Source organism: Kingella sp. SNUBH-2017, assembly GCF_028680565.1.
Lineage (GTDB): Bacteria > Pseudomonadota > Gammaproteobacteria > Burkholderiales > Neisseriaceae > Kingella_D > Kingella_D pumchi.
Genome location: NZ_JAPHVK010000009.1, coordinates 1 through 25,866, shown reverse-complemented (window position 1 = coordinate 25,866; position 25,866 = coordinate 1). Strand labels below are relative to the sequence as shown.

Sequence of the window (25,866 nt, the reverse complement as noted above, 5' to 3'; positions counted from 1 at the left end):
GATTTTCCCGCACGGCCGCAGCTTTATGGCTGCGGCTTTGTATTTTCAGGCAGTCTCTCCAACTTAAAAGCTGCCTGAAAAACCAAACCCGAACAGAAAGACCCCGATGGACAAACTTCGCCTTGCCCTGCTGCCGCTGCTGCTCCTGCCCGCAGTATGCTGTGCCGACGACGATGACGACAGCCGCCGCCGTCTGCTTGAAGAGGGCAGCCGTCAAATGCGCCAATACCGCGACAGCAGCTGGCTGGACGATACCGCACCCACTGATCAGCAAGTGCAGGAAAACGACGGCTATATCAGTGTCAACGGGCAGATATACCAGGTGGGCGGCAGCGTGCAGGAGCTGGAAACCGCCCTTTATTACGCGCTCAATCTGCGCCAGTGGCACAAAGTCAAGCAGTTTGCCGCCCGCTATGCCGCCCTGCCCGGCCACAAACCCGCGCTGCTGCATCTGGCCGAAGGCCTGCAGGCCCGTGAACAGGGCAATCTTGCCCAAGCCGTGCGCTCGCTGCAAACTGCCGCAGATGAAGACCCCGCCAACACCCGCATCGCGCTTGAGCTTGGCCGCGCCTACGCCGAAGACAACCAAAACCGCGAAGCCGCCGCCCAATTCTCCCGCGTGTTCGGCAGCGGCATTCCCGAAGAAACCAAAGCCGTGGTTGCCCGCTACTTGGAAGAAGTCGGCAAACGCAGCCGCTGGCACGGCCAAATCAGCCTCGGTTACGGCTACAACAGCAACATCAACCAAGCCAACGGCAGCACCGAATGCGTGTGGCAGATAGGCGGCATGTGCATGATGGAGCGGCAGCTGCCCAAAGCCGTTTCCTCACCGCTGGCCAATTTCAGCGCCTCCGCCGCCAAAACCCTCCCCTTATCCGGCCACCACGGCCTGCACCTGCGCGGCCTTGCCTACGGCACCCACTACCGGCACAAAGACCCGCAAAGCAGTATCCAGCGGGACTACAGCTACTACAACGGCACCCTCTCGGCAGGCTACGACTACGCCGACGCCCGCAACCATTTCTCGCTGCTGCCCTATTTCGAATACGACTTCCGCAACGGCCACACCCAATACCGTGCCTGGGGCGCCGATGCCGACTGGTCGCGCACCATCACGCCGCGCTGGCGCATCAACGCCCGCGCCGGTGCCAAGCGCTACCATTACAGCGGCGGCAGCAAAACCTACTATGCCGACTACAGCCAATACGAGCTGGGCGCCGGCGCCGAGTTTTCCCTCACCCCTTCTGCCGGGCTGTTTGCCAACCTGGACGCCACCCGCCGCAAATACCCCTCCGACGTGAGCAGCAGCTACGAATACGCCGCCCGACTGGGCGCCTACAAATTATTCGGCAACGGCATCTATCTCAACGGCCTGCTGCTGCACCGCCGCAGCCTGTACGACGCCGCAGGCTTTCTCAGCGACGGCGAACGGCGGCAGGATAAACAAGCCGTTGCCATCGCCGCCGCCGGCTGGCGCCGCCCCAAGGGCATCACACCCGAGCTGCGCTTCCGCCGTACCGTTGCCCGCAGCAACTCGGTGTACTACCGCTACCGGCAAAACGAAGTGTTGCTCAGCCTGCGCTATCAGTTCTAAGGCCGCAGCGGTTTTTATTTTTCAGGCTGCTTTTCTTCCGTGCAGCGGGCATTCGGCAGACTTTGCATGAAGAAAGGGGCGGTTTCCGCGCCGCTGTTTCTGCGCAGTTAGCGGAGCAGACTTGCATAAACTGATAACCTTGGCGGGCGGATTGGGCGTTTTGTGAAGATTCCAACCTGAAAAACGGTTCCAACTACATTTTCACCGCCCCAATACAAACCACACTCCCCAAAACGCTTTCAGGCTGCCTGAAAATCTCAGGCAGCCTGAAAAATATTGTACGGGCTCAGAAGCGCTCGTCCGGCCGCAGGTAACGCCATTTGCCCGGCGGCAGCGCGCCGAGTTTGACGCGGCCGATGCGGATGCGTTTTAAGCCGGTTACGCGCAGGCCGACCAGCTCGCACATGCGGCGGATTTGGCGTTTTTTGCCTTCGCGCAGAATAAAGCGCAGCTGGTCTTGGTTTTGCCACGACACTTTGGCCGGCCGCAGTTTTTTGCCGTCGAGACTTAAGCCGTGGTTGAGCAGCGCCAGGCCGCGTTCGTCGAGCCGGCCGGATACGCGCACCAGATATTCTTTTTCGCTGTCGCTGTTTTCGCCGATCAGCTGCTTGGCGATGCGGCCGTCCTGCGTGAGCACCAGCAGGCCGACCGAGTCAATGTCGAGCCGGCCCGCCGGCGCCAGGGAGCGGCAGTGGGCAGCCTGAAAGGCGATGCCGCTGTCGTCGCCCTCCCAGCGGTTTTCTTCGCGGATCAGTTCGACGGCGGCGCGGTAGCCTTTTTCCGGCTGCGCGCTGACGAAACCGACGGGCTTGTTCAGCAGCACCGTTACCCGCGCCGCCTGCTGCTCGTGCGCCTGCCGTTGCAGTTCGATGCGGTCGGCAGCAGTAACTTTTTCGCCGAGCACGGCGGTGCGGCCGTTGACTTTCACCCAGCCTTTTTCGATATAGGCATCGGCTTCGCGGCGCGAGCACAGCCCGAGTTCGGCCATGCGTTTGGAAAGGCGGACGGGGTCGGAAGATGCGGCAGGATTCATGGCGGCAGACGGTATGGCGGCGGATAAAAACGGCGGGCAATATAGCAGCATCGGCCGCCGCTGCAAAGGCAGCCTGAAAAACGTTTCGGCCTTTTCAGGCTGCCTTTGCCGGCTTTCAGGCTGCCTCGTCATTCGTCTGGCTGCCCGATTGCTCCCAATATCCAACCGCCCCGCCGTACGGTTTGCCTTGCGCCGCCGCCCTCCTGCCGCTATAATCCGCCGCTCTTTTATGAAGCCATCGTCTTCAACCATCTGATGCCTCGGCCGCTGCCGGGGTTTGTTTTCTCTGTTTGAGCCGTTTTCCAAACCGCATTCAAACGAATCTTGCAGGTTGTCGCGATGAAACCCCCGGCCCAAAGTGCCGGCGACAACCTTGCCGTAATCCGCCGTTTTGCAGCTTTCAGGCTGCGTCAAACCGCGCGTCTTCTATGTGTTCCCATGCTTCTAAGGCTGCCTGAAAACGCCCAGCCGCGTTTGCGGGCGGAATGTTGTTGTGCCGTTTTAGGAAAACCATGTCTTTGAAATTCGACGCCCTCCAACTCGATCCCGCCATTTTGCGCGCCCTGCAGTCTGCCGGTTACGACAGCCCCACGCCGGTGCAGGCGCAGGCCGTGCCCGCCGCGCTGGCCGGCCGCGACCTGATGGCCTCGGCGCAAACCGGCTCCGGCAAAACCGCCGCCTTTTTGCTGCCTGCGCTGCAAAAAATGATCCGCCGCAGCGACAAACCCGGCAAAGGCCCGCGCGTGCTGGTGCTCACCCCCACCCGCGAGCTGGCGATGCAGGTGGAAAAAAACGCCCAGCTTTACGCGCAAAACATGAAATGGCTGCGCAGCGCCACTTTGGTGGGCGGCGCCGGCTTCGGCTTCCAAATCAAAGCGCTCTCCCGCCCGATTGATTTGATCGTCGCCACCCCCGGCCGCCTGATGGACCACATGCGCGCCGGCCGCATCGACTTCGACCGCCTCGAAATGCTGGTGCTCGATGAAGCCGACCGCATGCTCGACATGGGCTTTATCGACGACATCAAAACCATCGTCGCCGCCACCCCCGACAGCCGCCAAACCCTGCTGTTTTCCGCCACTTGGGACGGCGAAGTCGGCAAACTCGCCCGCAATCTCACCAAAAACCCCGAAGTCATCGAAATCGAGCGCGTGGACGAACAGGGCAAAATCGAAGAGCAACTGCTGTACTGCGACGACAAAAACCACAAAAACCGCCTGCTCGACCACATCCTGCGCGACGCCAACATCGACCAGTGCGTCATCTTCACCGCCACCAAAGCCATGAGCGAGCAGCTGGCCGACGAGCTCTACGAAAAAGGCTTCGCCGCCAACTGCCTGCACGGCGACATGCCGCAGGGCTGGCGCAACCGCACCCTCAACGACCTGCGCCGCGGCCGCACCAAAATCCTCGTCGCCACCGACGTTGCCGCCCGCGGCATCGACGTGCCCACCATCACCCACGTCATCAACTACGACCTGCCCAAACAGGCCGAAGACTACGTCCACCGCATCGGCCGCACCGGCCGCGCCGGCCGCACCGGCATCGCCATCAGCTTTGCCGACGCCCGCGAATACATGCTGGTGCACAAAATCGAGCGCTATCTCGGCCGCAAACTGCCCGAAACTGCCATCCCCGGCATGGAACCCACTCGCAAACGCAGCAAAGCCGCCCCGAGCAAGCCCAAAGGCAAAGGCGGCTGGGGCAAAGGCGGTTATGCCCGCGACAACAAAGGCTACGGCCGCGACGGCAAACCCCGCAGCGGCAAACCCGCCTACGGCGCCCGCGACGGCAGCCGCAAAACGCGCGAGGGCAAACCCGAGCGCCGCAGCCACGGCTAAACCCGCAGGCAGCCTGCGTAGCGTAGCAAAGTTGCGAAGCTAAAACCCGTTTGGCGCTTTCAGGCTGCCTTTTACCGCTTTACTGCCCTTTCAGGCTGCCTGCGTTTGCCAAGCAGCCTGAAAACATATCCGCCGTTACAGCCTGAAACTGTTGCCGCCCGCAGCGCAAAGACAGCCTGAAAGCCATCCGCAGGGCGCACCGCGTACTCAGAAACAGCGGCCAATGCCCTTGCAGTAACTTTCGCCCCGACAGCCCCCTCCCCTGCTTGCGGGAGAGGGAATCGAGCGGCAACTAGTTGGCGCCGCCCACAGCCATAGTGAAACAGCAGCCTTCGCCAATACCTCGTCCACCCCAATCAAACTTCACCCCAAAGCAGCCTGAAACCCAAACCGCCCCGTTTTTCAGGCTGCCTGCTACCCGTGAGTGAAAGCCCCGCCGTGAACAACGCCCCCAAAGCCTTCGCCCTACTCGGCCCCACCGCCAGCGGCAAAACCGCGCTGGCGCTGGAATTGGCCGCCCGTTTTCCCTGCGAGATCATCAGTCTCGACAGCGCGCTGGTGTATCGCGGCATGGACATCGGCACCGCCAAACCCAGCACCGCTGAGCTGGCCGCCGCGCCGCACCACCTGATCGACATCATCGACCCGCCGGCAAGCTACAGCGCCGCCGATTTTGTCGCCGACTGCACGCGGCTGGCCGGCGAAATCCACGCCCGCGGCCGCCTGCCGCTGATTGTCGGCGGCACCATGATGTACTACCGCGCCCTCAGCAGCGGCCTGAACGAGCTGCCCGCCGCCGATGCCGCCGTGCGCGCACAGTTGCAGGACGAAAAAAACCGCCACGGTCTCGCCCATCTCTACCAGCGCCTGCAAACGCTCGACCCCGCCACCGCCGCTCGCCTGAACGCCAACGACAGCCAGCGCATCGAACGGGCGCTGGAAGTGCTCGCGCTTACCGGCCGACCGTTGAGCGAGCATTTTCAGGCTGCCGGCAATAAAAGCGCGCTCACGCTGCACGCCCTGGCACTTATCCCCGCCGAGCGCAGCCGCCTGCACCGTGTTATCGGCCGCCGCTTCGCCGCCATGCTCGAACAAGGTCTCGCCGACGAAGTGCGCGCACTGGCGCAGCGCTATCCCGAACTGGACGGCACTTATCCGGCGATGCGCTGCGTCGGCTACCGCCAGACTTGGGACTGCCTATTTCACGGTGCGCCGTGGGCAGAGCTGCCGGAAAAAGGCGCCGCCGCCACCCGCCAGCTCGCCAAACGCCAGCTCACCTGGCTGCGCAGCCTGAGTGCTGACACCGCGCTCGACCCCTATGCCGCCCCGCCCACCGCAGCCGCAGCCGACGCGCTGCAGCGCTTTTTTGACTGCTGACCATTAACCATACGCCCAAAGCAAAGGCAGCCTGAAACCGGTTTTCCCGCTTTCAGGCTGCCTTTGGATCTGTTGCCGACCATCAGTTTGTAGGTCGGGCATTTATGCCCGACGAATCCCATTCGCAAAATTCGGGCATAAATGCCCGACCTACTGCTGACCGAGATTTTCAGACTGCCTGAAAGCTGGGCCTAGACCCAGCCTACGCCAACTGTTGCCGACCATCAGGCATCAGGGCGCGCAAACAATGCTGCCTACCCGCTCGCCGTCGGCGCTGATGCGGGCGGTTTCCCCGCCGCTGCCTTTGCTCTGCCACAGGAAACAGCCGGCTTCGGACTGTTGCGGTTCGCCGAGCACAAACCATGCTTTATCCAATTTGTCGCCGGGACGCACGCTCAGACATTCTTCGCGTGATACGCCGGCTTTTTCGCCGCCGCTTGCGCAGCGGGCTGCGGCATCGGGCAGCAGCAGCCAAAAACTTGCCGCTGCAGCGGCGCACAGTATGGCGACGTTTGAATAAAGGCGGTATTGGCGTTTCATGTCTCACTCACGCATCTGTTTACTTGTTACTTGGCAAGGCAGCCTGAAAGTCCGTTTGGCGCTTTCAGGCTGCATCGGTTTTACTTTAGGATATTAAAGTACTTTAATATCAACACAGTTATTCCCAGTATGATGGGAAAGATGACGGGCAGAATAATATCTTTTATCTTTTCAATAATATAAGAAACCTTATTTTTCTTCTGAGCCTGACGGCAGCCATCTTCATCCAAATCATCTTCATGTAAATATACTGTGTTGATATCCTTGTAGGTTTCATTCTCGTCGCCGACCACTCTGGAGCCGTCGCCAAACGATTCTGCGATTTTAATCATCACGGATAAGAGATGGTCGCTTGTGGTAATTGCCAGCAGCTCTTCCCCGTCGTAAAAAAGCACGTTCTCTTCATTGCTCGTGTCATAAAAATATACTTCGCCCGCTTCATCCCGATCTTCGTGAAAATTAAATTTCGTTTTTAGATGCTTGGACAGTTTCTCTTTGTTTCTGATGATTTTGTTTTCTTCCGGCATTTCTTTGCCGGTGTTGATGATCCTGATATGGTAACCCATAACTATCTTTCCCTTTGGATAAGCATCTCTGAATAAAGGTGCACAACCCGTTTGCTGGAGCGGCAAGGCAGCCTGAAAACCGAATCGGTGTTTTCAGGCTGCCTTTTGGGTGTTAAACGCGCGGCTTATTGGGCGAAGTATTTGCTTTCGATTTTGGCGTATTCGCCGTTTTCTTTGATTTTCTTCAGCGCGTCGTTGAGTTTGGCGGCGGTTGCATCGTCGCCTTTGCGAAGGACGAGACCGTAGTTTTCAACGTCGAAGCCGTCGAGTTTGATCAGTTTGTAGCCTTTGTCGCTGTTGTTTTTGGCGTAGTGGGCGACTACCGCGCTGTCGCTGACTGCGGCATCGACGCCGCCGTTGCCGATTTCTTCCATCAGCAGGGTTACGGTTTTGAAGCGGGCGATTTTGTCGCTGGTGTTGCCGAGAATTTTCTGCACCGCCAAATCGCCGGTCTGTCCGGTTACCACGCCGACTTTATTGAGCTTTTTCAAATCGTCCACGCTTTTGACGTCTTTGCCTTTGGGCACCAGCACCACTTGGCTGATCTGGTAGTAGGGATCGGAAAAGAGCATGGTTTTTTTGCGGTCGTCGGTAATGGTAACGGCCGAAGCGAGCACATCGACGTCGCCGTTGGCCAGCGCGGGGAACAGGCTCTCCCAGGGCTGGTGGGTGAATTCGACTTTAAACCCCCCTTCTTTGGCCAGCGCGTTCATCAGGTCGATATCGAAGCCCTGGATGTTTTTGTTTTCGTCCAAAGATTCAAAGGGCGCGAATTCGGCGTTGGTTGCCACGCGCAGAACTTTTTCGCCGCTGCCGGCGGCGGTGCCGGATGCGGCGCTGTCGTTGGCGCTGCTGCCGCCTTGGCCGCCGCAGCCGGCAAGCATCATGGTGGCGCAGATAGCGGAAAGAAGGTGGGTTCTGATGTTCACGGTGTTCTCCTGGAATGTTGTTCTGAAAAGCCCGCACGCTTGGTACGGGCGTTTGAGTTTAACATAAAAATACAATCGCAAAATACGCGGCGGCGGGGCGCGGCGGTTTTTTTCAGGCTGCTTTGATGGCGGCGTTTTCCGGCCGGCGGTTTCGGTTTATGATAGGCGGCACGCGCTTTCAGGCTGCCTGAAATGCGCGGGATAAAGAATAAAGATCTGTAAAGGCAACGGGAGAATGCGATGAAGGTAATCGTGATGGGCGCCGGCATTACCGGCGTGGCAACGGCGTGGTATCTGAACCGTGCCGGACACGAAGTGGAAGTAATCGAGCGCGCGGCCGATGCGGCGGCGGAAACCAGCTTTGCCAACGCCGGCCAGCTTTCCTACGGCTACACCACGCCGTGGGCGGCGCCGGGGATACCGTTTAAGGCGTTCAAATGGCTGTTCCGCCGCCACTCGCCGCTGATTTTCCGCCCCGACGGCAGCCTGTTCCAGCTGCGCTGGCTGTGGCAGATGCTGCAAAACTGCAATGAAGCGGCCTATATCCGCAACAAAGAGCGCATGGTGCGGATTTCCGAATACAGCCGCGCGCTGCTGGCGCAGCTGCAGGACGAAACCGGCATTGCCTTTGAAAACCGCCGGCTGGGCACGCTGCAGCTGTTCCGCAGCCAAAAAGAAATCGACCAGGCGGCCAAAGACATGCGCGTGCTGGCCGATTTCGGCGTGCCTTTCGAATTGCTGGACGCTTCAGGCTGCCTGCGCCAAGAGCCGGCGCTGGCGCTGCAGGGGATAGCCGGCGGCCTGTATCTGCCGCACGATGCCACCGGCGACTGCCGCCTGTTTACGCTCAATCTGGCGAAAATGTGCGAACAGGCGGGCGTGGTGTTCCACTACCAGCGCGAAATCCGCCACATCGAAGCGGCGGGCAACCGCATCGGCGGCGTGGCGGCCGGCGGCGAAATGTTCAGCGCCGACGCCTACATCTGCGCGCTGGGCAGTTTCAGCCGCCCGCAGCTGGCGCAGCTGGGCATCCGGCTGCCGGTGTATCCGGTCAAAGGCTATTCGCTGACCGTGCCGCTGAGCAATGCCGACAAAGCGCCGCGCTCGACGGTGCTCGACGAAACCTACAAAGTCGCGCTGACCCGCTTCGACAATCGCCTGCGGGTGGGCGGCATGGCCGAACTCTCCGGCTACCGCCTGCAACTCAAACCCAAATGCCGCGACACGCTGGAAACCGTGGTGCGCGAGCTGTTTCCCGACTGCGGCAGCCTGCAAAACGCCGAATTTTGGAGCGGCCTGCGGCCGATGACGCCCGACAGCACGCCGCTAATCGGCGCCACCCGCTACGCCAACCTGTTTACCAACACCGGCCACGGCACGCTGGGCTGGACGATGGGGCTGGGCTCGGGAAAACTGGCCGCCGACCTGGCCACCGGCGCCCGGCCGGATATCGAAAGCAGCGATTTGTCGCTGATCCGTTATCTGTGAGCGGCACGGTAAAAGCAGCCTGAAAGCCGTCTATCCGGCTTTCAGGCTGCTTTATTCAAACCCGCTTTAAATCACATAAAAATAAACTGAGAAAAACTGCGCCAAGCTGCCGCCGAGCACAAACAGATGCCAGATGCCGTGGCCGTGGCGGATTTTTTCGTCGTTAACAAACCAATAAATGCCGACGCTGTAGAGCAGTCCGCCCGCCACCAGCCATGCCAGCCCGCCGGTCGGCAGCGCGCGCACCAGCGGATAGACGGCCACCAGTATCAGCCAGCCCATCACCACATACAGCAGCAGCGACAGCTTGCGGGTGCGCCGCCCCAGCGTCAGCTCCTGCACGATGCCGAACAGGCACAGCCCCCACACCGTGCCGAACAGCGACCAGCCCCACGCGCCTTTGAGCGTTACCAGCGTAAAGGGGGTGTAGCTGCCGGCAATCAGCAGGTAGATGGCGCAGTGGTCGAACTTCTGCAACACCGCTTTGGCACGGGGAAAGGGCACGCTGTGGTACACGGTCGAACCCAGATACAGCAGCACCAGGCAGCTACCGTACACGGCGGCGCTGGTGATTTTGTAGCCGTCGCCGCCGGGCACGGCCTGCACCAGCAGCACCACCAAGCCCAAAACCGCCAGCGCGGTGCCGGCCAGGTGGCTGTATGCGTTGAATCGTTCGCCGATATACATGGCTTGTCCTTTATGCGGGTGGAAAATCTTTATTGTTTTCATTGTACGCCTGCAGGCAGCCTGAAAGCGGGGTTACGGCGCAAAAACAGGTAAAAGCGGGCTTTGGCGTGCCATTCAAACCATCAATGCAGCCTGAAAAACCGCACTGCAAAAAACTTTCAGGCTGCCTGCAGCAGATGGCAGGCAGCCTGAAAAGCTGTTGTTTGAATATTGGGGCAGAGGTTTATTCGCCTTCACCGTCTTCTTCGCTCTGCGTGCTGCGGATCACCAGCAGCGGCAGGTGGCTCTGGCGCATCAGCGTTTCGGCAAAGCTGCCCATCAGCAGGTGCATCAGCCCCGAGCGGCCGTGGGTGCCCAGCACCAGCAGGTCGGCTTTTTTCGAATCGGCGTAATCGACCAGCTCCTGCGCCATTTCCTTGGCGCCTTTGGATGTTACCAGCAGATGCGCCTGCACGTCGGCCACACCGGCCGCTTTGGCCGCGTCAGACGCTTCGGCCAGCACTTCGTTGCCGCCGGCAATCGCCGCCGCTTCGTAGCTTTCGTGCTGCAGAAACTCGGGCGCCAGCGACATATATTCGCCGGGATTGGCCACGGTAACCAGCGTCAGGCTGGCTTTAACCGCTTTGGCCAGCTCGGCGGCGTGTTGCAGGGCATTAAGGGAAGTTTTGCTGCCGTCCACAGCAACGACTAAATGTTGGTACATGATTTTCTCCTGTTGTTGTTAGTGTTACGCTGACAGCAGGCGCTGCCGCATTCAGTATAATGCAAAAACGCCGGCGGCGGCCGCTTCGACGGCAATTTTCCGCATCGCGCCGCTACCCCTATTTTTTTCCCGCCACCCTTTGAGGAACCCACGCCATGTCTGAACCCACATCCCAGTTTTCACGCCGCTTCGGCGGCATCGCCCGCCTGTACGGCGAGGCCGGCCTGGAGACGCTGCGCCGCGCCCGCGTGTGTGTGGTCGGCGTCGGCGGCGTCGGCTCGTGGGCGGTGGAAGCACTGGCGCGCTCGGGCGTGGGCGCGCTGACGCTGGTGGACTTGGACAACGTCGCCCCGTCCAACACCAACCGCCAGCTGCACGCCTTAAGCGCGGATTTCGGCAAGCCCAAAGTCCGCGCCCTGTCCGAGCGGATTGCCGGCATCAATCCCGAATGCGCAGTAACCGAAATCGAAGATTTTGTCAGCGAAGACAATCTGGATGAAATTTTCAGGCTGCCTTTTGATTTTGTGATCGACGCCATCGACCAGGTGCGAGTTAAAGCGGCGATGGCCGCGCGTTTTGTTGCCCTTGGCCAGCCCTTTGTGGTCAGCGGCGGCGCCGGCGGCCAGCGCAATCCAGCGCTTATCGGCCGCGCCGATCTGGCGGCGGTTACCCACGACGCGCTGCTGTCGAATATGCGCTACACCCTGCGCCGCCGCTACGGCTTCAGCCGCGACCCCAAACGCAAGCTCGGCGTGCCCTGCGTCTATTCCACCGAACAGCCGCTCATGCCCGACACCGCCACCTGCGACGCCGCACCGCAGGGACTTTCCTGCGCGGGCTACGGCGCCAGCATGCTGGTTACCGCCCCTTTCGGCCTGTTTTGCGCGCAGGCCGCGGTGGAACACATCGTCCGCACCGGCGCGAAAGCAGCCTGAAAATTTGTAGGTCAGATTTTCGAATCCAAAAACACAGGCAGTCTGAAAATTCGTAAATCGGATTCTCGAATCCGACCAAACCAAAGCAGCCTGAAACACCGCAGGCCGGATGCCCGAATCCGGCAAACAGGCAGCCTGAAACGGCTTTTCCCGTTTCAGGCTGCCTGTGGTTTGCGCCGCCGCGCCCACTCTATATAATGGCGTTTTTTCCGCACCCGCGCCGCTGCCGCCATGATAAAAAGCCAATTTCGCAATATCGGTATCCTGACCAGGCCGAACACGCCGGACATCGGCCAGACCCTGCACGAAATGATCGAATTTCTGTGCGCCAACGGCCTGAACGTCTTTTTCGACGAAGCCTGCATGGCCGAAGGCTGGGCCGGCATCCACGATTTGGAGCGCTGCCAGATCGGCACCGGCGATTTGGGGCGTTTGTGCGACCTGATTTTGGTGCTCGGCGGCGACGGCACTTTTCTTTCCGCCGCCCGCGCCGCCGCGCCCTACCGCGTGCCGCTGATCGGCATCAACCAGGGGCATCTGGGCTTTCTCACCCAAGTCGCCCGCGAAAACATGCTTGAAGAGCTCGCCGGCATGCTCACCGGCAAATATCTGGTCGGCGAATGCCTGCTGCTGGAAACGTCCATCGCGCGGCAGGGGCAGGAAATCTATCACGGGTTGGCGCTCAACGATGTGGTGCTCTCGCGCGGCGGTACCGGCCAGATGATCGAGTTTGAAGTGTTTATCAACGGCGAATTCGTCTTCACCCAGCGCTCCGACGGCCTGATCGTTTCCACCCCCACCGGCTCCACCGCCTATTCGCTGGCCGCCGGCGGGCCGATTCTGCAAAACTCACTGCGCGCGGTTACGCTGGTGCCGGTGTGCCCGCAGTCGATGACCAACCGCCCGATCGTGATTTCCGATACCTGCGAAATCAAAATCCTGATCACCAAATCCGGCGACGCGCGCGTGCATTACGACGGCCAGTCCTTCGTCGATATCCAAAGCATGGACATGATCACCATCCACCGCTACCGCCACAACCTGCGTGTGCTCCAGCCCACCGGCTACCAGTATTACAAAACCCTGCGCCAGAAACTGCACTGGGGCGAACAGCTGGTTTGATGCCGGCGCCGTTTCCCTTTTCAGGCTGCCTGCCCGTAATGATACGCCGCAGGCTGCCTGAAAAACCGCAAAACAGCCTGAAAACCCATGCGCGCCGTCGCCACAGCGCGCTGTTTTTGTTACAATCCGCGCCTTTATTTTTCAGGCTGCCTTGCAAATTCACGGGCAGCCACTATATTGCCCGCTCACAGCCAAGCAGCCTGAAAGCCCGATGCGGCTATCGCAGGCCATCTATCCGACCGCTGCCCCTTACGCTGCCGCCCATGCAGAATGTTGATCAAACGCAACCGCGTCGGAGCAACCGCCCCACTCGAAGAGTTTTCACTATGTCTCAGACAGAAGCCGAAATCCAAAACGGCGAAACCGCCGAAAACGAAGAACTCCAAACCACCGACAACCGTCCGCTCACACTGGAAGAGCAGCGCGTCCGCCTGCGCCAACTGGTGATTCAGGGCAAAGACCGCGGCTACATCACCTACGCCGAAATCAACGACGCCCTGCCCGACGATATGTCGGATGCCGAACAGATCGACAACATCGTCAATATGATTCAGGGTCTGGGCATCCAGGTTACCGAAGAAGCGCCCGACGCCGAAACCCTGCTGATGAGCGACAACAGCGCCGGCATGACCGACGAAGACGCGGTTGCCGAAGCCGAAGCCGCGCTCTCGCAGGCTGATTCCGAGTTCGGCCGCACCACCGACCCCGTGCGCATGTATATGCGCGAAATGGGCCAGGTCGATCTGCTGACCCGCGAAGACGAAATCGTTATCGCCAAAGAAATCGAACACGCGCTGAAAAACATGATTCAGGCAATTTCCGCCTGCCCCGGCTCGGTAGCCGAAATTCTGGCGCTGATCGACCAGATTAAAAAAGACGAAATCCGTGTGGACGAAGTGGTCGAAGCCATCATCGATCCCAACGAAGTGCTGCTCAACGAACTGGGCTTGAGCCATCTGGAAAGCCCGCCGGTGCCCGCCGCGCAAAAACCAAGCCAAAGCGACGACGATGCCGATGCCGACGCCGATTCGGAAGACGAAGAAGACGGCGAAGATACCGGCAGCATCGAAAGCGCCAATCTGGAAGAGCTTAAAGCGCAGGTAATCGAGCACTTCAAGCAGATTGAAAAAAGCTATACCAAAATGAACACCGCGCTCAACCGCTACGGCAGCAGCAACGCCAAATACATCGAGCACCGCAACGCCATCGCTTCCAAACTGCTGGAAGTGCGCTTCTCCACCCGCCAGATCGAAAGCCTGAGCCAGAGCATGCGCAACCGCGTCGACCAAATCCGCAAGCTCGAGCGCGAAATCCGCGACATCTGTCTCGACCGCGTGCGCATGGACCGCGACTACTTCCTGCAAAACTTCCTGCCCAATATGACCAATCTCGAATGGCTGGAAGACGAAATCGGCAAAAACCGCGTGTGGGGCGACGCGCTCGACCGCTTCCGCCACGCCATTTTGGAAAAGCAGACCGTGATGTCCGAACTCGAACAGCACGCCCGCATTTCCATTGCCGAACTGAAAGAAATCAGCAAAAACATGGTCGCCAGCGAGAAAGAAACCGCGGCCGCCAAGCAGAAAATGATTCAGGCCAACCTGCGTCTGGTGATTTCCATCGCCAAGAAATACACCAATCGCGGCCTGCAGTTCCTTGATCTGATTCAGGAAGGCAATATCGGCCTGATGAAGGCGGTGGACAAATTCGAATACCGCCGCGGCTACAAATTCTCCACCTATGCCACCTGGTGGATCCGCCAGGCCATCACCCGCTCGATTGCCGACCAGGCACGCACCATCCGCATTCCGGTGCACATGATCGAAACCATCAACAAAATGAACCGCATCTCGCGCCAACACCTGCAGGAAACCGGCGAAGAGCCGGATCCGGCCAAACTCGCCGAGCTGATGGAAATGCCGGAAGACAAAATCCGCAAAATCATGAAAATCGCCAAAGAGCCGATTTCCATGGAAACCCCCATCGGCGACGACGACGACAGCCACTTGGGCGACTTTATCGAAGACGCGAACAACATCGCGCCGGCCGATGCCGCCATGTATTCCAGCCTGCGCGAAGTCACCGCCGACGTGCTCGAGAGCCTGACCCCGCGCGAAGCCAAAGTGCTGCGCATGCGTTTTGGCATCGACATGAACACCGACCACACGCTGGAAGAAGTCGGCAAGCAGTTCGACGTAACCCGCGAGCGCATCCGCCAAATCGAAGCCAAAGCCCTGCGCAAGCTGCGCCACCCCACCCGCAGCGACAAGCTCAAAAGCTTCTTGGACAGCGAAGACGCGAAATAAGCCCGTCAGGCAGCCTGAAAACCCGTTTCAGGCTGCCTTTTTTTGTTTCAGGCTGCCTGAACCGGACGCACCGGCGCCTGCAAAAGCGCGTAAAGCAAACACCGCGCCGCCGATTACAAGCCGCGTAGGGTTGCGCACCGCGCACCGCGCACCAACCGCCAACCGACTCCCACCGGATACTAACCGCAGCCCAAGCAGCCAAACCAAGCCCGCCCGACCTTTCAGGCAGCCTGAAACCCTGTTCCCCTTTTCCCATTCCAAGCCCAAACCGCCATGAATCCCTTTACCCCGCCGCCAGTATCCGGCCTGCTGCCCGAGCGCTGGCAAAACTACGCCAGCTGGCTGGATGCGCAGGAAAACCCGCCGCCCTTCCCTGACGGCCACCCGCTGCAGGGCACCGCGCAGCAGGCGGCGCTGGCTGCCGATTTTGCCCGCTGCACCGGCACCAGTATTGCCGACTATGTGCGGCTCAAACGGCTGTCCCACCTGCTGCGGCACCCGCCCGCCGGCGGCAGCGGCAAACTGCTGTGGACGGCGGCCGACAGCCCGCTCGGCTCCATGCTGGCGGTGTTTTCCGAACGCGGCCTGTGCCTGCTCGAATTTCCCGAAAGCGCCGGCACCGAGCGCGAACTGCTGGCGGTGCTGGCCGCGCGGCCGGGGCGTCTGCAGGCCGGCGACAGCCCGCTGGTGCGCGACACCCTGCAGCAGCTTGCAGCCTATTTTTCAGGCAGCCTGAAAGACTTTTCGCTGCCGCTCGATCCCGTCGGCACCCCGTTCCAGCAGCAGGTGTGGGTGGCGCTGCAGCGCATTCCCTACGGCGAAACCCACAGCTACCTGCAGCAGGCCGAATCACTGGGGAACGCCAAAGCCGTGCGTGCCGTGGCCGCGGCCAACGGCCAGAACAAAATCTCCGTCATCATTCCCTGCCACCGCGTCATCGGCAGCAGCGGCACCCTGACCGGCTACGCCGGCGGGCTGGAGCGCAAAGCCTGGCTGCTGGCGCACGAGCGCCGCCACACCGCACCCACCGGAGACCTGTTCGCATGAACTGGCTGCTGGTGTTTCTCGGCGGCGGGCTGGGCAGCGTGTGCCGCTACGCCTTAAGCCGGATGCTGCCGCAAGTGCAGCCGGGCTTTCCGTGGGCTACCCTGTTCGCCAATCTCGCCGGCTGCCTGCTGATCGGCCTGCTTGCCCACAGCCTTGCCCACGACAGCGCCTGGCGCTGGCTGCTGATTGCCGGCTTCTGCGGCGGCTTCACCACCTTTTCCACCCTGTCACTCGAATGCGTGCAGCTGTGGCAGGCGCAGCAGTTTGCCACGCTGGCGCTCTACTTGGCCGCCAGCCTGATACTCGGCCTGACCGCCGTCGCCGCCGGCCTGATGCTGGGCAGGCCGTAAACCGCTGCCGGCATCTTGCAGGCAGCCTGAAAGCACAAAAAAAGCAGCCTGAAAACCGGTTATCCGGTTTTCAGGCTGCTTTTTGCCGTATCGCCGTGGCGCCCTATTCTTTGGGCAGACTGTCTTTCACCGCGCGCATAATCGACGCCATATTGTGCGACAGCACTTCTTCCACCAGCTGCGGGGTTTCGGCGTTGAGCACCATCTGCAGATCGTAGGCCAGGGTGGCGAGTTTTTTCTGCAGCACATGGCGCACCATGCCGGCGACGGCGTTGCTCAGATGCACTTTCAGCCGCTCTTCCAGCGACGCAACCAATTCCTGCTCGGACAGCACGCGGATGCGGCGGGTGGACGGCAGCTCCGGCAGGGCGTAAACATAAACCGCAGCAGCGGGCAGCGCTTCGCCGCTGCGGGCGGGAACAAAGCGGTTGGGCAGATTGTCGGCATCGGCTTCGGGCAGGGCGTCGTTTTCGCGGCCGACATAATCGGGATTGAGCACCAGCGTTTGGATATGTTCCTGATGGCGGCGGTTGTATTCGCTCTGCAGCGCGCTTTGGGCGTTGAGCCAGTCTTCCTGAATCAGGATGCCGACGTCTTCTTCGGCGCCCTGCTGCTCTACCCGCGCATTGTGCTCGGCTTCGTTCTGGCGCAGAAATTCGCGGTAGGCGCTTTCCAGTTCGGCATCGCCGAAAAGCTTCACTTCGTCGCGCTGCAGCTCTTCGGCGGTGCGCGCCACCGGACGGGTCAGCGCGGAATCGGCGCCGGCATCGCTGCCGCGGATGTGGCGCAGCTGGTCGAGCGAGTGTTCCCAATCGCTGTAATGCTCGGCGCTGCCGCTGCTCTGGCCGTCTTCCAGAGTGAAAATCATATTGTCCTTGTTGTCGTTGGTGGGCATGGTCATAAATCGGATTCCGTTTGATGGTTCGGCTGGGCGGTTTTACAATGCGCGTTTTTTTGAAAGGCGATACCGTGGAACAGTTGGAACAGCGTTTAGACTATCTCGAGCAGTCGATAGACGCGCTGAATATGCAAAACCGCGTGCTGGCGGCGGCATTCAAAGGGCTGCTGCGGGTGCTGCCGCCCGAAACCGCGCAGGATGCGGCCGAGTCGATTCAGGCTGCTTTTGAAGACGAAGTGGCCGAGCTTTCCTACGGCAACAGCCTACACGCCGAGCTGTTCCAAGATGCGGCTTACGCGTTCTTCCGCGAGAAAGGCTGAAACGGGCGGCAGTTTACCCGAATTTGCCGTTTTTTAACATCTGCCCGCAGCGTTTTCAGGCTGCCTGAAACGCCTGCTGCGGCAGCATTGCAACGAAAGGCCGGCCATGTCCGCACCCAGCGTTTACCTTTACACCGACGGCGCCTGCAAAGGCAATCCCGGCCCCGGCGGCTGGGGGGTGCTGATGCGCTACGGCCGCCACGAAAAAGAACTGTTCGGCGGCGAAGCGCAAACCACCAACAATCGCATGGAACTCTCGGCGGTAATCGAAGGGCTGGCCGCGCTCACGCGCCCCTGCCGCGTGGTGATCTGTACCGACTCGCAATATGTGAAAAACGGCATGGAAAAATGGATACACGGCTGGAAGCGCAACGGCTGGAAAACCGCCGCCAAACAGCCGGTGAAAAACGCCGAGCTGTGGCAGCGGCTCGATGAGCTGGCCGCGCAACACCAAATCGAATGGCAGTGGGTGCGCGGCCATACCGGCCATCCCGAAAACGAGCGCGCCGACGAATTGGCCAACCGCGGCGCGGCGCAGGCGGCAGCAGCCTGAACCCGCCGCCCGCCGCAGCAAAAGGCAGCCTGAAAAGCAGATTGGTGCTTTTCAGGCTGCCTTTTGCTTGGTTTGTTATCCATTCGCAGGCGGTTTTTTTCAGGCTGCCCTTAGCTCGCCGCTTGCCGCAATGCCCAACCGCAGCCGTTTGTATCTTCCGGCTTGCCGCCCGCCACGCTGAGCGATGAAGGCAGCCTGAAAAACCGGCTCCGCTTTTCAGGCTGCCTTTGGCGGCGCCGATACGGCAAAGCAACCTGAAAGGCGTTTTTTGCTTTCAGGCTGCTTGGGACGGCGAAAAAAGGCTTTCAGGCTGCTTTGCTTTTGTTCCCAGCAAAGCAGCCTGAAAATTTGAACAGGCAGACTACTCAGCCGGCGCGGAAGCGGAAACAGCAGCGGCCGATGCGGCGGATGCTTCGTCGTCCAAAAGCGACATATCGGCGCTCAGGCTCAGGCTGGGCCCCTTATTGGGCAGCCATTTGTTTTCCACCCGCCATTGGCCGGCGCCATCTTCGATGCGCACATACCAGTGCACGGCAGACGGCAGGGCTTGTTTGAACTGGGCGCTGTATTCGGTCATTCCGTCTTGGCCGGCATCGGGCTTGATTTTAAGCTCGATGCTTTGGTCGTCTGCTTTGCGTGCAGGGTGCAGCAGCAGCAGCTTGAGCGGGACTTTGCGCTCGAAGCGGCCGCCGACAAACACTTTGGCGCCGCTGCCTTCGCTGTCGAACAGCACATGGGCGCTGATGCCGCGGCGGGCGGCTTCGCGGTCGCGGTCAAGCTGCAGATTGATGTGCTTGCCGTCTTTGTAGTAGTCGTCGCTAACAACGTCGCTGTTGTTGTTCAGGGCAATTTTCAGGGTGATGAAGCTGGCGGCCACCACAATCAGCGGACCGGCAAACAGCAGCCACGGGATGGGATGGCGATACCACGGTTTTTTGTCCGGCTGCGGCGCTGGCATGCTTATTCTCCGATAAAGCTGGCGTTTTCAACGATGTTGCGCGCCTGGTCGGCGGGGGCTTTTTCGTTGCGGTAGCGGAAGGTGAACTGGATGGGGTGGCTGCCTTTGTCGGCGTATTCGGGCTGGGTGGATACGCGGATCGGCACCGACAGGGTGTCGCCGCCTTTCACGGCAACGCCTTTTTCCGGCAGGCCGGTCAGGTAGATTTCGGGGAAACCGCTGACGCTGGCGGTAACGATTTGGGTTTCTTCGCTGGCGTTGGTGATTTTCAGGCTGTAGGTGTTTTCCAGCAGCCCCTGTTTGTTTTCGCGCACCATCACGCCGCGGTCTTTGACGATATCGACGTTCAGCGTCTGACGGGTGGCAACGCCGATAATCAGGCCGATGGCGGCGGCCAGCAGTATGCTGCCGTAGCCGACGACTTTTGGCCGCAACAGGCGTTTTTTGATGTCTTTGTCGGTGTAGTCGTGGTTCAGGACGGCTTCGGTGGTGTAGCGGATCAGGCCGCGCTCGTAGCCCATTTTGTCCATGATGTCGTCGCAGGCGTCGATGCAGGCGGCGCAGCCGATGCATTCGTACTGCAGGCCGTCGCGGATGTCGATGCCCACCGGACACACCTGCACGCACATGGTGCAGTTGATGCAGTCGCCCAGGCTGGTTTCTTCTTTGGCGGCGGTTTTCTTGCGCGCGCCGCGCGGTTCGCCGCGTTCGGTGTCGTAGGAAATCACCAGCGTGTCGTGGTCAAACATCGCGCTTTGGAAGCGGGCGTAGGGGCACATGTGCTGGCAGACTTTTTCCCGCATCACATGGCCGAACAGCCAGGTCATAAAGCCGTAGAAAACCGCCGCGCCTACTGCCGCGCCGCCGGCGGTGCCGTTAAAGATGGCGGGCACGAATTGGCGGATGGGGACAAACCAGCCTGAAAAGGAAATGCCCGTCCAGGCGGCAACGAAAAATATCAGCAGGTATTTGAGCGCTTTGATGCGGATTTTGCGGAAGTTCCACGGCTCTTTGTCGAGCTTGAGCCGCTTGTTGCGGTCGCCTTCGACAAAATGGTCGATCCACAGCATGATTTCGGTGTAAACCGTTTGCGGGCAGGCATAGCCGCACCACAGGCGGCCGGCGATGGTCGTCCACCAAAACAGGCCGAATGCCGACACCATCAGCAAACCGGTGAGATACAGCAAATCGGTTGGCACCAGCACGGCGCCGAAAATGTAGAAATGACGGCTGGGAATATCAAACAGCACCGCCTGCCGGCCGCTCCACATCAGCCACGGAATGCCGTAGAACACCAGCTGGGTGAGCACGATCATCACAATGCGCAGGTTGGCAAAGCGCCCTTTGGCCAGCTTGGGGTGGATCCGTTTGGCGCCCTGGTGCACCTGGATCACCTGCTCTTTCATTTTCGGCTTGGGTTTGGGGGCGGCTTTTTTGGCGGCGGGGGCGGCAGCTTCGGTGCCGGTGTTTTTTTCGGCGGCAGGGGCAGCCTGAACCGCAGTTTCGGTGGCTTCGGCAGTTGGCGCCGGTACAGACGCCGCTTCGGGCGCGGCGGCGCCTTCTGCGGCGGCAGAAGCGGCTTTTGCCGCAGGGATTTCTTGGTTTTCCTGAGGTGTATGCTGTGTTTCTGACATGGTTGTTTCCTGAAATGCCGCTCTTTGTAAAGAGCTGTTATCTGTAGTGTCAAAGCGCTCGGAATTATACGCCTTTCGCCTGCCGCAGCCATGAATTTATTTAATCGCCAAAACGGCTTGGGCAGCCTGAAAAACCTGTCCGCCGGCTTTTTTCAGGCTGCCTTCTCCCGAAAAGCAGCCTGAAAACGCAGGATCATGTTTTCAGGCTGCCTGAATCTTCACAAATTTTTGTTAAAAATATCAGTGGTTGTGTTGGTTTTACGTAAATTCCAAGCAGCCTGAAACCGCCGTTTTGTAAAAAGAACAGCAATATCAATGCCGCTTTTGCGCGCGTTTGCCGCCCTTTTCAGGCTGCCTGAAAACCCTGCATGATCTCCATGCCATCCATTTGAGTATTTTGAAAAATACGCTACAATCCGCGTCCCTTTATTTTTGCAAATGCCTTTTATTTATTATGAAATTGAAAACACCCACACTTGCCGTGATGATGGCGCTGGGCATGGTGCCCGCCGCCTTTGCCGACGATGCCGCGCCAAACGGCGACGGCCAAGAGCTGCAAACAGTCAAAATCAAAGCCGATCCCAAGCGCGTGCGCGCCGCCAAGTCTTATTCCATCGCCAGCGACGGCGACTTGCGCGACCGCGTGAATCTGGGGCTTCTCGGCCGTGCCAATGCGTTCACCGCACCGATTACCGTGGTGAACTATGATGAAAAAGTTTTGGAGAACAATGCGTCTCGCACACTGGTGGATACCATTGCCAAAACTGATGCGTCAGTTATGCAGTTTGGCGGTGAAAGCAATACCTTGCAGGGGCTGTATGTGCGCGGTCTGCAATTGGACGCCAAGCAGTTCAGTATCAACGGTCTGCCCGGTCTGTATTCCTACTGGCATACGCCTACCGCCAACGTGGCTTCCGCACAGCTGATTAAAGGCGCATCCAGTTCGACCACCGGCATGGATCCCGAAGGAGCAACCGGCTCTTCCGTCAATATCGAAACCAAAAAAGCGTCCGACGAAGGCAACCGCAAAATCGGCTTGGGCTGGTTTGGCAAAAGCCGTCCGCAGGCTTCGTTTGATTTCGGACAGCGTTTCGGCACGAACAAAGAATGGGGCGTGCGCGCAACCGGCAAATACCGCCACGGCAACACACCGCGCCACGGCTATAAGGAAGACAACCAGGAATTCGGCCTGAACGCCGATTATCGCGGCGAGAAACTGCGCGTGTCCTATGATTTCATGTACAACCACCGCAATACCGAAGGCAGCCGGGCACGTTTCCAAGATATGCAAAATTATAAGTTTGCATTCCCCGCAGCACCCGACGGCAAAATCAATCTGGTGCCGAGCTGGCAGGAGCAGACCACCCGCACCGTTACCAACATGGCCACCTTCGAGTACGACACCGACTGGAACATGCAGCTCTCCGGCGGTATCGGCTATATGGAATCGAAATACGAAGGCGGCTTCACCCAGCTTCGGATGGTCAACCCGGCCACAGGCCAATACTCCGCAGCCGCCGCCACACCGTGGGACATCCGCTCGCGCACCACCAGCGGCACGCTCAAAGCACGCGGCGAATTCGACACCGGCCCCGTCGTACATAACTGGGCAGCCTCGTTTGACTATGTTTCCCGTTCGCGCGACCACAAAAGCGGCCCGCTTAACTACGGCGACCCATTACGCAACCAAACCATTTACGCACCCGATTTCTCCGGCATCACGCCTAACATCGTGTCTGCTACCCGCCAAACCGTTGACATGAAACAGACCACCCCGAGCATCGCCGTATCCGACACTTTGGGTTTCAACAACAACACCATCCGTCTGACTTTGGGCGGACGCTACCAGTGGGTGAAACAGGACGACTACCGCACAGGCGACAAAAACAGCAAAAAACGCTTCGGCCCGATGCTGGCCGCCTCGTGGGTGCCCTCGCCGGATTTCGTCATCTACAGCAACTACATGGAAGACCTCGAACCGGGAGAAGTGGACGAAGACGGCAATGCTTCCAAGCCGCGCGTGAGCAAACAGATTGAATTGGGTGTGCGTAAAAACTGGGGTGATATCGTTACCTCCGCCAACATTTACCAAATCACCCGACCCGGCTATTGGCATGGTAACAGCACCAACGGCACTCATTATGCGGATCTCAAGAAAGACGGTTTGGCAATGGCCGGTGAAGAGCGCGGCAAAGAGCGTTATCGCGGCCTGGAACTCAACGCTTACGCCAATCTGCTAGGTAAAACCCTGCGTCCCAGCGTCGGCATGAGTTTCATCCGCTCCGACCTGATTAACTTCCCAAAATGGGACGACAACATCGTCCGCAAAGGCCATCAGGTCACCAGCCCGAAATTCATCGCCAAAGTCGGCGTGGAATGGGACACTCCGTTTGCCAAAGGTCTGACACTGAACGCCAACGTCCAGCACTACGGCAAGTCCTATCAGGACGCCGAACAGAAATACAAACTGCCATCCTACACATTAGTTGATATTGGCGCACGCTACAAAACCACACTGGGTGGCAATACTCTTACTATCGGCACTGCAGTAGAAAATCTGTTCAACAAACACTACTGGCAAATTCAGCGTGGTCGCTTTGACCGCAGCTTCGCCGTAGTCGGTATGCCGCGCACCTTCTGGCTGAAAGCCGAATACGCGTTTTAAAGCGTCGGCAGGCCGCAGCCGTCCGCTGCCGCCTGCCGCTTTCCCTTTTCAGGCTGCCTATCCGCCATAGGCAGCCTGAAAACCGTTTTTCCCCTTTTTATACTGGTTTTCCCCATGCAGAAATGGCAAATCGAACTGAATGCCAGCCCGATGTGGCTGCTGCAAAGCCTGATCGGCGTGATTGCTGCGCTGGCGGTGGTTGTCCTGCTGGTGTCGCGTACCCGCTTCGGCCGCGAATTCTGGCAGATCACCCGCCCCTGTCTTAGCCGCAGCGGCAGCCTGAAAATCGTGCTGCTTATGCTGTTTATCCTGGTGCTGCTGCTGACCGAAATCCGCCTGAACGTGCTCAATACGTTTTTCTACAACGGCCTTTACAGCGCTTTGCAGGATGCCAAAGCGCAGGCTTTTTGGTTTTTCGCCCTGATTAACGCCGCGGTGGTAACCCTGCGCACGCTCAACGGCATCATCAACGATTTTCTCGATCAGGCGCTGGCAATCAAATGGTCGCAGCGGCTCAACCAAGTGCTGGTTTCGCGCTGGATGGCCGATAAAAACTACTACCGCCTGCATATGCGCCGCGCCGCGCCCGACAATATCGACCAGCGTATCCAGCAGGATGCGCAGGACTTTATCGCTTCATCCATCGAATTTGTGCGCGGCATGATCGAATCGGTGGTAACCGCCATCGAATTTACCATCGTGCTGTGGGGGCTTTCCGGCATTCTCAGCATCTTGGGCTACGAAATTCCGCGCGGCATCGTCTTTTTCGTCTTTATCTTCGCCCTGCTTTCCACCGTTGGCGCGATGTGGGTCGGCCGGCCGCTGATCCGCCACAATTTTGAAAACGAAAAACTCAACGGCGATTACCGTTACGCCCTCATCCGCGTGCGCGACCATGCCGAAAGCATCGCCTTCTACCACGGCGAAGCCGGCGAAGAAGCCAAACTCAGCGACAGCTTCCGTGCCGTAATCCGCAACCGCTGGCGTATCGCCCGCCAAAGCGTGGCACTGGGCGGCTACAACACCATGCTTACCCAGGGCGTGCAGCTGCTGCCTCTGATGCTGCAGGCGCCGCGTTTTTTCGCTGGCCAAATCAAAATCGGCGATATGCACCAAACCGTGCAGGCCTTTACCCGCCTGCAGCGCAGCCTGTCTTTCTTTCGCAATTTCTACGGCAAATTCACCGCCTACCGCGCCCGCTTGGAGCGCTTGAGCGGCTTTTTCGACAGCATGCAGCCTGAAAGCAGCCCGGCTGAAGTCCGCCGGCAGGTAAGCGAAGGCAGCCTGAAAGTCGATAAACTCTCTCTGTACCGCAGCAATGGCGATGCCCTAATCGAAAACATCAACCTACAAGCCGCCCCCGGCGACAGCCTGCTGATACAAGGCGCTTCAGGCTGCGGCAAAACTTCCCTGCTGCGCGCCCTAGCCGGTTTGTGGCCGTTCGGCGTCAGCGGCGAAATCAGCGCCCCGCCGCAAGAAGACATTATGTTTGTCCCGCAGCGGTCCTATGTTCCGCAAGGCAGCCTGCGCGAAGCGGTGTGCTATCCCGATATTGATCCGCAACACCCTGATTTGGAAAATGCCATGCGGGACTGCTGCATGGAAAAATGGCTGCCGTATTTGGATATTACCGACGACTGGCAGCACCGTCTCTCCCCGGGCGAACTGCAGCGCATCGCCTTTATCCGCATCCTGCTCGCCCGCCCCCGCCTGGTTTTGCTGGATGAATCCACCGCCGCCCTCGATGAGCCGACCGAAGAAACGCTCTACCAGCTGTTACTCAAGCGCCTGCCCGACAGCACCTTAGTCAGCATCGGCCACCGCTGCACACTCGCTGCCTATCACAAACGCAGCATCCTCATCGCTTGAAGATAAAACAAACTCGGGCTTCCGTCGCCAAACGGAAGCCCGAGTAAAATTTTACGGTAAGGATCTAGGAACCGGCCATAATTATTGATGTCTTCCAGGTTTCAGGCTGCTTTACTGTTACTCCCCTATATAACGCAGAATACCGACAAACCGGGTATCTATTTAGCAGCCCATACCATTGATTAACTGCTGCGAGCCACACCTATAAGCTGTGAAGCGGCACTTTAGATCAACATCAAAAAGCAGCCTGAAAAGTTTTTCATGCTGTTTTTAGTGAATCCACACGTCCTTCCTCCCCCGCAAACGGAAACCCCCTGCCTATGGTTTATTAGGCAGGGGGTATGAATAAGGGTTTGGCGGTGACCTACTTTCACACGGGAGACCGTACTATCATCGGCGCTGGTTCGTTTCACTGTCCTGTTCGGGATGGGAAGGAGTGGGACCAAACCGC

General features: G+C 59.3%; 22 protein-coding genes and 1 rRNA gene. 13 read left to right on the top strand and 10 right to left on the bottom strand.

Annotated features, from left to right (window positions below; all coding sequences use genetic code 11):
- Window positions 1-106: 106 nt before the first annotated feature.
- On the top strand, window positions 107-1,594 hold the full coding sequence (locus tag OP500_RS07910; protein WP_274070637.1) for a porin family protein: 1,488 nt from the start codon (window positions 107-109) through the stop codon (window positions 1,592-1,594).
- Between the two features lie 286 nt (window positions 1,595-1,880).
- Here OP500_RS07910 and OP500_RS07905 read toward each other — a convergent pair whose 3' ends face one another.
- The gene (locus OP500_RS07905; protein WP_238744960.1) at window positions 1,881-2,627 is read right to left on the bottom strand and encodes a pseudouridine synthase; all 747 of its coding nucleotides are present in this window, start codon (window positions 2,625-2,627) and stop codon (window positions 1,881-1,883) included.
- A 512-nt stretch (window positions 2,628-3,139) separates the two neighbouring features.
- Here OP500_RS07905 and OP500_RS07900 point away from each other — a divergent pair.
- Window positions 3,140-4,468: a DEAD/DEAH box helicase gene (locus OP500_RS07900; RefSeq protein ID WP_238744964.1), complete on the top strand. Its 1,329-nt coding sequence runs from the start codon at window positions 3,140-3,142 to the stop codon at window positions 4,466-4,468.
- Between the two features lie 420 nt (window positions 4,469-4,888).
- Window positions 4,889-5,845, top strand: a complete 957-nt coding sequence (miaA, locus tag OP500_RS07895; protein ID WP_238744966.1) for a tRNA (adenosine(37)-N6)-dimethylallyltransferase MiaA — start codon at window positions 4,889-4,891, stop codon at window positions 5,843-5,845.
- 231 nt (window positions 5,846-6,076) lie between these two features.
- On the opposite strand, the gene OP500_RS07890 is transcribed toward miaA, so the two are convergent.
- The 3 genes from OP500_RS07890 to OP500_RS07880 form a co-directional block, all read right to left on the bottom strand.
- On the bottom strand, window positions 6,077-6,385 hold the full coding sequence (locus OP500_RS07890; protein ID WP_274070636.1) for a hypothetical protein: 309 nt from the start codon (window positions 6,383-6,385) through the stop codon (window positions 6,077-6,079).
- Window positions 6,386-6,465: 80 nt separating this feature from the next.
- A complete protein-coding gene (locus OP500_RS07885; protein ID WP_238744970.1) occupies window positions 6,466-6,951 on the bottom strand; it encodes a hypothetical protein in 486 nt (161 codons plus the stop codon).
- A 125-nt stretch (window positions 6,952-7,076) separates the two neighbouring features.
- On the bottom strand, window positions 7,077-7,880 hold the full coding sequence (locus OP500_RS07880; RefSeq protein ID WP_274070635.1) for a basic amino acid ABC transporter substrate-binding protein: 804 nt from the start codon (window positions 7,878-7,880) through the stop codon (window positions 7,077-7,079).
- 240 nt (window positions 7,881-8,120) lie between these two features.
- Here OP500_RS07880 and OP500_RS07875 point away from each other — a divergent pair, with 240 nt between their 5' ends.
- Window positions 8,121-9,368: a D-amino acid dehydrogenase gene (locus tag OP500_RS07875; protein ID WP_274070634.1), complete on the top strand. Its 1,248-nt coding sequence runs from the start codon at window positions 8,121-8,123 to the stop codon at window positions 9,366-9,368.
- 66 nt (window positions 9,369-9,434) lie between these two features.
- On the opposite strand, the gene trhA is transcribed toward OP500_RS07875, so the two are convergent.
- A complete protein-coding gene (gene trhA / locus OP500_RS07870; RefSeq protein ID WP_274070673.1) occupies window positions 9,435-10,055 on the bottom strand; it encodes a PAQR family membrane homeostasis protein TrhA in 621 nt (206 codons plus the stop codon).
- A 223-nt stretch (window positions 10,056-10,278) separates the two neighbouring features.
- The gene (locus OP500_RS07865; RefSeq protein ID WP_274070633.1) at window positions 10,279-10,758 is read right to left on the bottom strand and encodes a universal stress protein; all 480 of its coding nucleotides are present in this window, start codon (window positions 10,756-10,758) and stop codon (window positions 10,279-10,281) included.
- A 155-nt stretch (window positions 10,759-10,913) separates the two neighbouring features.
- Between OP500_RS07865 and OP500_RS07860 the strand changes: the two genes are divergently transcribed.
- From OP500_RS07860 to crcB, 5 genes are all read left to right on the top strand, one after another.
- Window positions 10,914-11,693, top strand: a complete 780-nt coding sequence (locus OP500_RS07860) for a tRNA threonylcarbamoyladenosine dehydratase (RefSeq protein ID WP_274070632.1) — start codon at window positions 10,914-10,916, stop codon at window positions 11,691-11,693.
- A gap of 234 nt (window positions 11,694-11,927) precedes the next feature.
- Window positions 11,928-12,815 (top strand): NAD(+) kinase, encoded by an 888-nt coding sequence (locus tag OP500_RS07855; protein ID WP_274070672.1) that lies wholly within the window; start codon window positions 11,928-11,930, stop codon window positions 12,813-12,815.
- Between the two features lie 326 nt (window positions 12,816-13,141).
- A complete protein-coding gene (gene rpoD, locus OP500_RS07850; protein WP_238748591.1) occupies window positions 13,142-15,121 on the top strand; it encodes an RNA polymerase sigma factor RpoD in 1,980 nt (659 codons plus the stop codon).
- A 273-nt stretch (window positions 15,122-15,394) separates the two neighbouring features.
- Window positions 15,395-16,168: a methylated-DNA--[protein]-cysteine S-methyltransferase gene (locus OP500_RS07845; RefSeq protein WP_238748589.1), complete on the top strand. Its 774-nt coding sequence runs from the start codon at window positions 15,395-15,397 to the stop codon at window positions 16,166-16,168.
- Window positions 16,165-16,518: a fluoride efflux transporter CrcB gene (gene crcB / locus OP500_RS07840; protein WP_238748588.1), complete on the top strand. Its 354-nt coding sequence runs from the start codon at window positions 16,165-16,167 to the stop codon at window positions 16,516-16,518. The genes OP500_RS07845 and crcB overlap by 4 nt, the downstream gene beginning before the upstream one ends.
- A gap of 103 nt (window positions 16,519-16,621) precedes the next feature.
- Here crcB and OP500_RS07835 read toward each other — a convergent pair whose 3' ends face one another.
- Complete coding sequence (locus OP500_RS07835) at window positions 16,622-17,419, bottom strand: hypothetical protein (RefSeq protein ID WP_238748587.1); 798 nt, start codon at window positions 17,417-17,419, stop codon at window positions 16,622-16,624.
- Between the two features lie 68 nt (window positions 17,420-17,487).
- Between OP500_RS07835 and OP500_RS07830 the strand changes: the two genes are divergently transcribed.
- Complete coding sequence (locus tag OP500_RS07830; protein ID WP_274070631.1) at window positions 17,488-17,736, top strand: NGO1151 family protein; 249 nt, start codon at window positions 17,488-17,490, stop codon at window positions 17,734-17,736.
- A 106-nt stretch (window positions 17,737-17,842) separates the two neighbouring features.
- A complete protein-coding gene (gene rnhA, locus OP500_RS07825) occupies window positions 17,843-18,289 on the top strand; it encodes a ribonuclease HI (RefSeq protein WP_274070630.1) in 447 nt (148 codons plus the stop codon).
- A gap of 361 nt (window positions 18,290-18,650) precedes the next feature.
- On the opposite strand, the gene OP500_RS07820 is transcribed toward rnhA, so the two are convergent.
- A complete protein-coding gene (locus tag OP500_RS07820; RefSeq protein ID WP_274070629.1) occupies window positions 18,651-19,247 on the bottom strand; it encodes a FixH family protein in 597 nt (198 codons plus the stop codon).
- 2 nt (window positions 19,248-19,249) lie between these two features.
- Complete coding sequence (ccoG, locus tag OP500_RS07815; RefSeq protein WP_274070671.1) at window positions 19,250-20,653, bottom strand: cytochrome c oxidase accessory protein CcoG; 1,404 nt, start codon at window positions 20,651-20,653, stop codon at window positions 19,250-19,252.
- 682 nt (window positions 20,654-21,335) lie between these two features.
- Between ccoG and OP500_RS07810 the strand changes: the two genes are divergently transcribed.
- Complete coding sequence (locus tag OP500_RS07810) at window positions 21,336-23,546, top strand: TonB-dependent receptor (RefSeq protein ID WP_274070628.1); 2,211 nt, start codon at window positions 21,336-21,338, stop codon at window positions 23,544-23,546.
- Window positions 23,547-23,660: 114 nt separating this feature from the next.
- A complete protein-coding gene (locus tag OP500_RS07805) occupies window positions 23,661-25,415 on the top strand; it encodes an ABC transporter ATP-binding protein/permease (RefSeq protein ID WP_274070627.1) in 1,755 nt (584 codons plus the stop codon).
- Window positions 25,416-25,766: 351 nt separating this feature from the next.
- Here OP500_RS07805 and rrf read toward each other — a convergent pair.
- Window positions 25,767-25,866 (bottom strand): 5S ribosomal RNA (gene rrf, locus OP500_RS07800); the annotation flags it as partial.

Coding starts and splice junctions, on each gene's coding strand:
- OP500_RS07905 (WP_238744960.1), bottom strand. CDS start 2,627: ATGAATCCTGCCGCATCTTCCGACCCCGTCCGCCTTTCCAAACGCATG.
- OP500_RS07845 (WP_238748589.1), top strand. CDS start 15,395: ATGAATCCCTTTACCCCGCCGCCAGTATCCGGCCTGCTGCCCGAGCGC.
- OP500_RS07900 (WP_238744964.1), top strand. CDS start 3,140: ATGTCTTTGAAATTCGACGCCCTCCAACTCGATCCCGCCATTTTGCGC.
- OP500_RS07865 (WP_274070633.1), bottom strand. CDS start 10,758: ATGTACCAACATTTAGTCGTTGCTGTGGACGGCAGCAAAACTTCCCTT.
- OP500_RS07810 (WP_274070628.1), top strand. CDS start 21,336: ATGAAATTGAAAACACCCACACTTGCCGTGATGATGGCGCTGGGCATG.
- OP500_RS07805 (WP_274070627.1), top strand. CDS start 23,661: ATGCAGAAATGGCAAATCGAACTGAATGCCAGCCCGATGTGGCTGCTG.
- OP500_RS07890 (WP_274070636.1), bottom strand. CDS start 6,385: ATGAAACGCCAATACCGCCTTTATTCAAACGTCGCCATACTGTGCGCC.
- crcB (WP_238748588.1), top strand. CDS start 16,165: ATGAACTGGCTGCTGGTGTTTCTCGGCGGCGGGCTGGGCAGCGTGTGC.
- rpoD (WP_238748591.1), top strand. CDS start 13,142: ATGTCTCAGACAGAAGCCGAAATCCAAAACGGCGAAACCGCCGAAAAC.
- OP500_RS07835 (WP_238748587.1), bottom strand. CDS start 17,419: ATGACCATGCCCACCAACGACAACAAGGACAATATGATTTTCACTCTG.
- trhA (WP_274070673.1), bottom strand. CDS start 10,055: ATGTATATCGGCGAACGATTCAACGCATACAGCCACCTGGCCGGCACC.
- OP500_RS07910 (WP_274070637.1), top strand. CDS start 107: ATGGACAAACTTCGCCTTGCCCTGCTGCCGCTGCTGCTCCTGCCCGCA.
- OP500_RS07875 (WP_274070634.1), top strand. CDS start 8,121: ATGAAGGTAATCGTGATGGGCGCCGGCATTACCGGCGTGGCAACGGCG.
- OP500_RS07885 (WP_238744970.1), bottom strand. CDS start 6,951: ATGGGTTACCATATCAGGATCATCAACACCGGCAAAGAAATGCCGGAA.
- OP500_RS07820 (WP_274070629.1), bottom strand. CDS start 19,247: ATGCCAGCGCCGCAGCCGGACAAAAAACCGTGGTATCGCCATCCCATC.
- ccoG (WP_274070671.1), bottom strand. CDS start 20,653: ATGAAAGAGCAGGTGATCCAGGTGCACCAGGGCGCCAAACGGATCCAC.
- rnhA (WP_274070630.1), top strand. CDS start 17,843: ATGTCCGCACCCAGCGTTTACCTTTACACCGACGGCGCCTGCAAAGGC.
- OP500_RS07860 (WP_274070632.1), top strand. CDS start 10,914: ATGTCTGAACCCACATCCCAGTTTTCACGCCGCTTCGGCGGCATCGCC.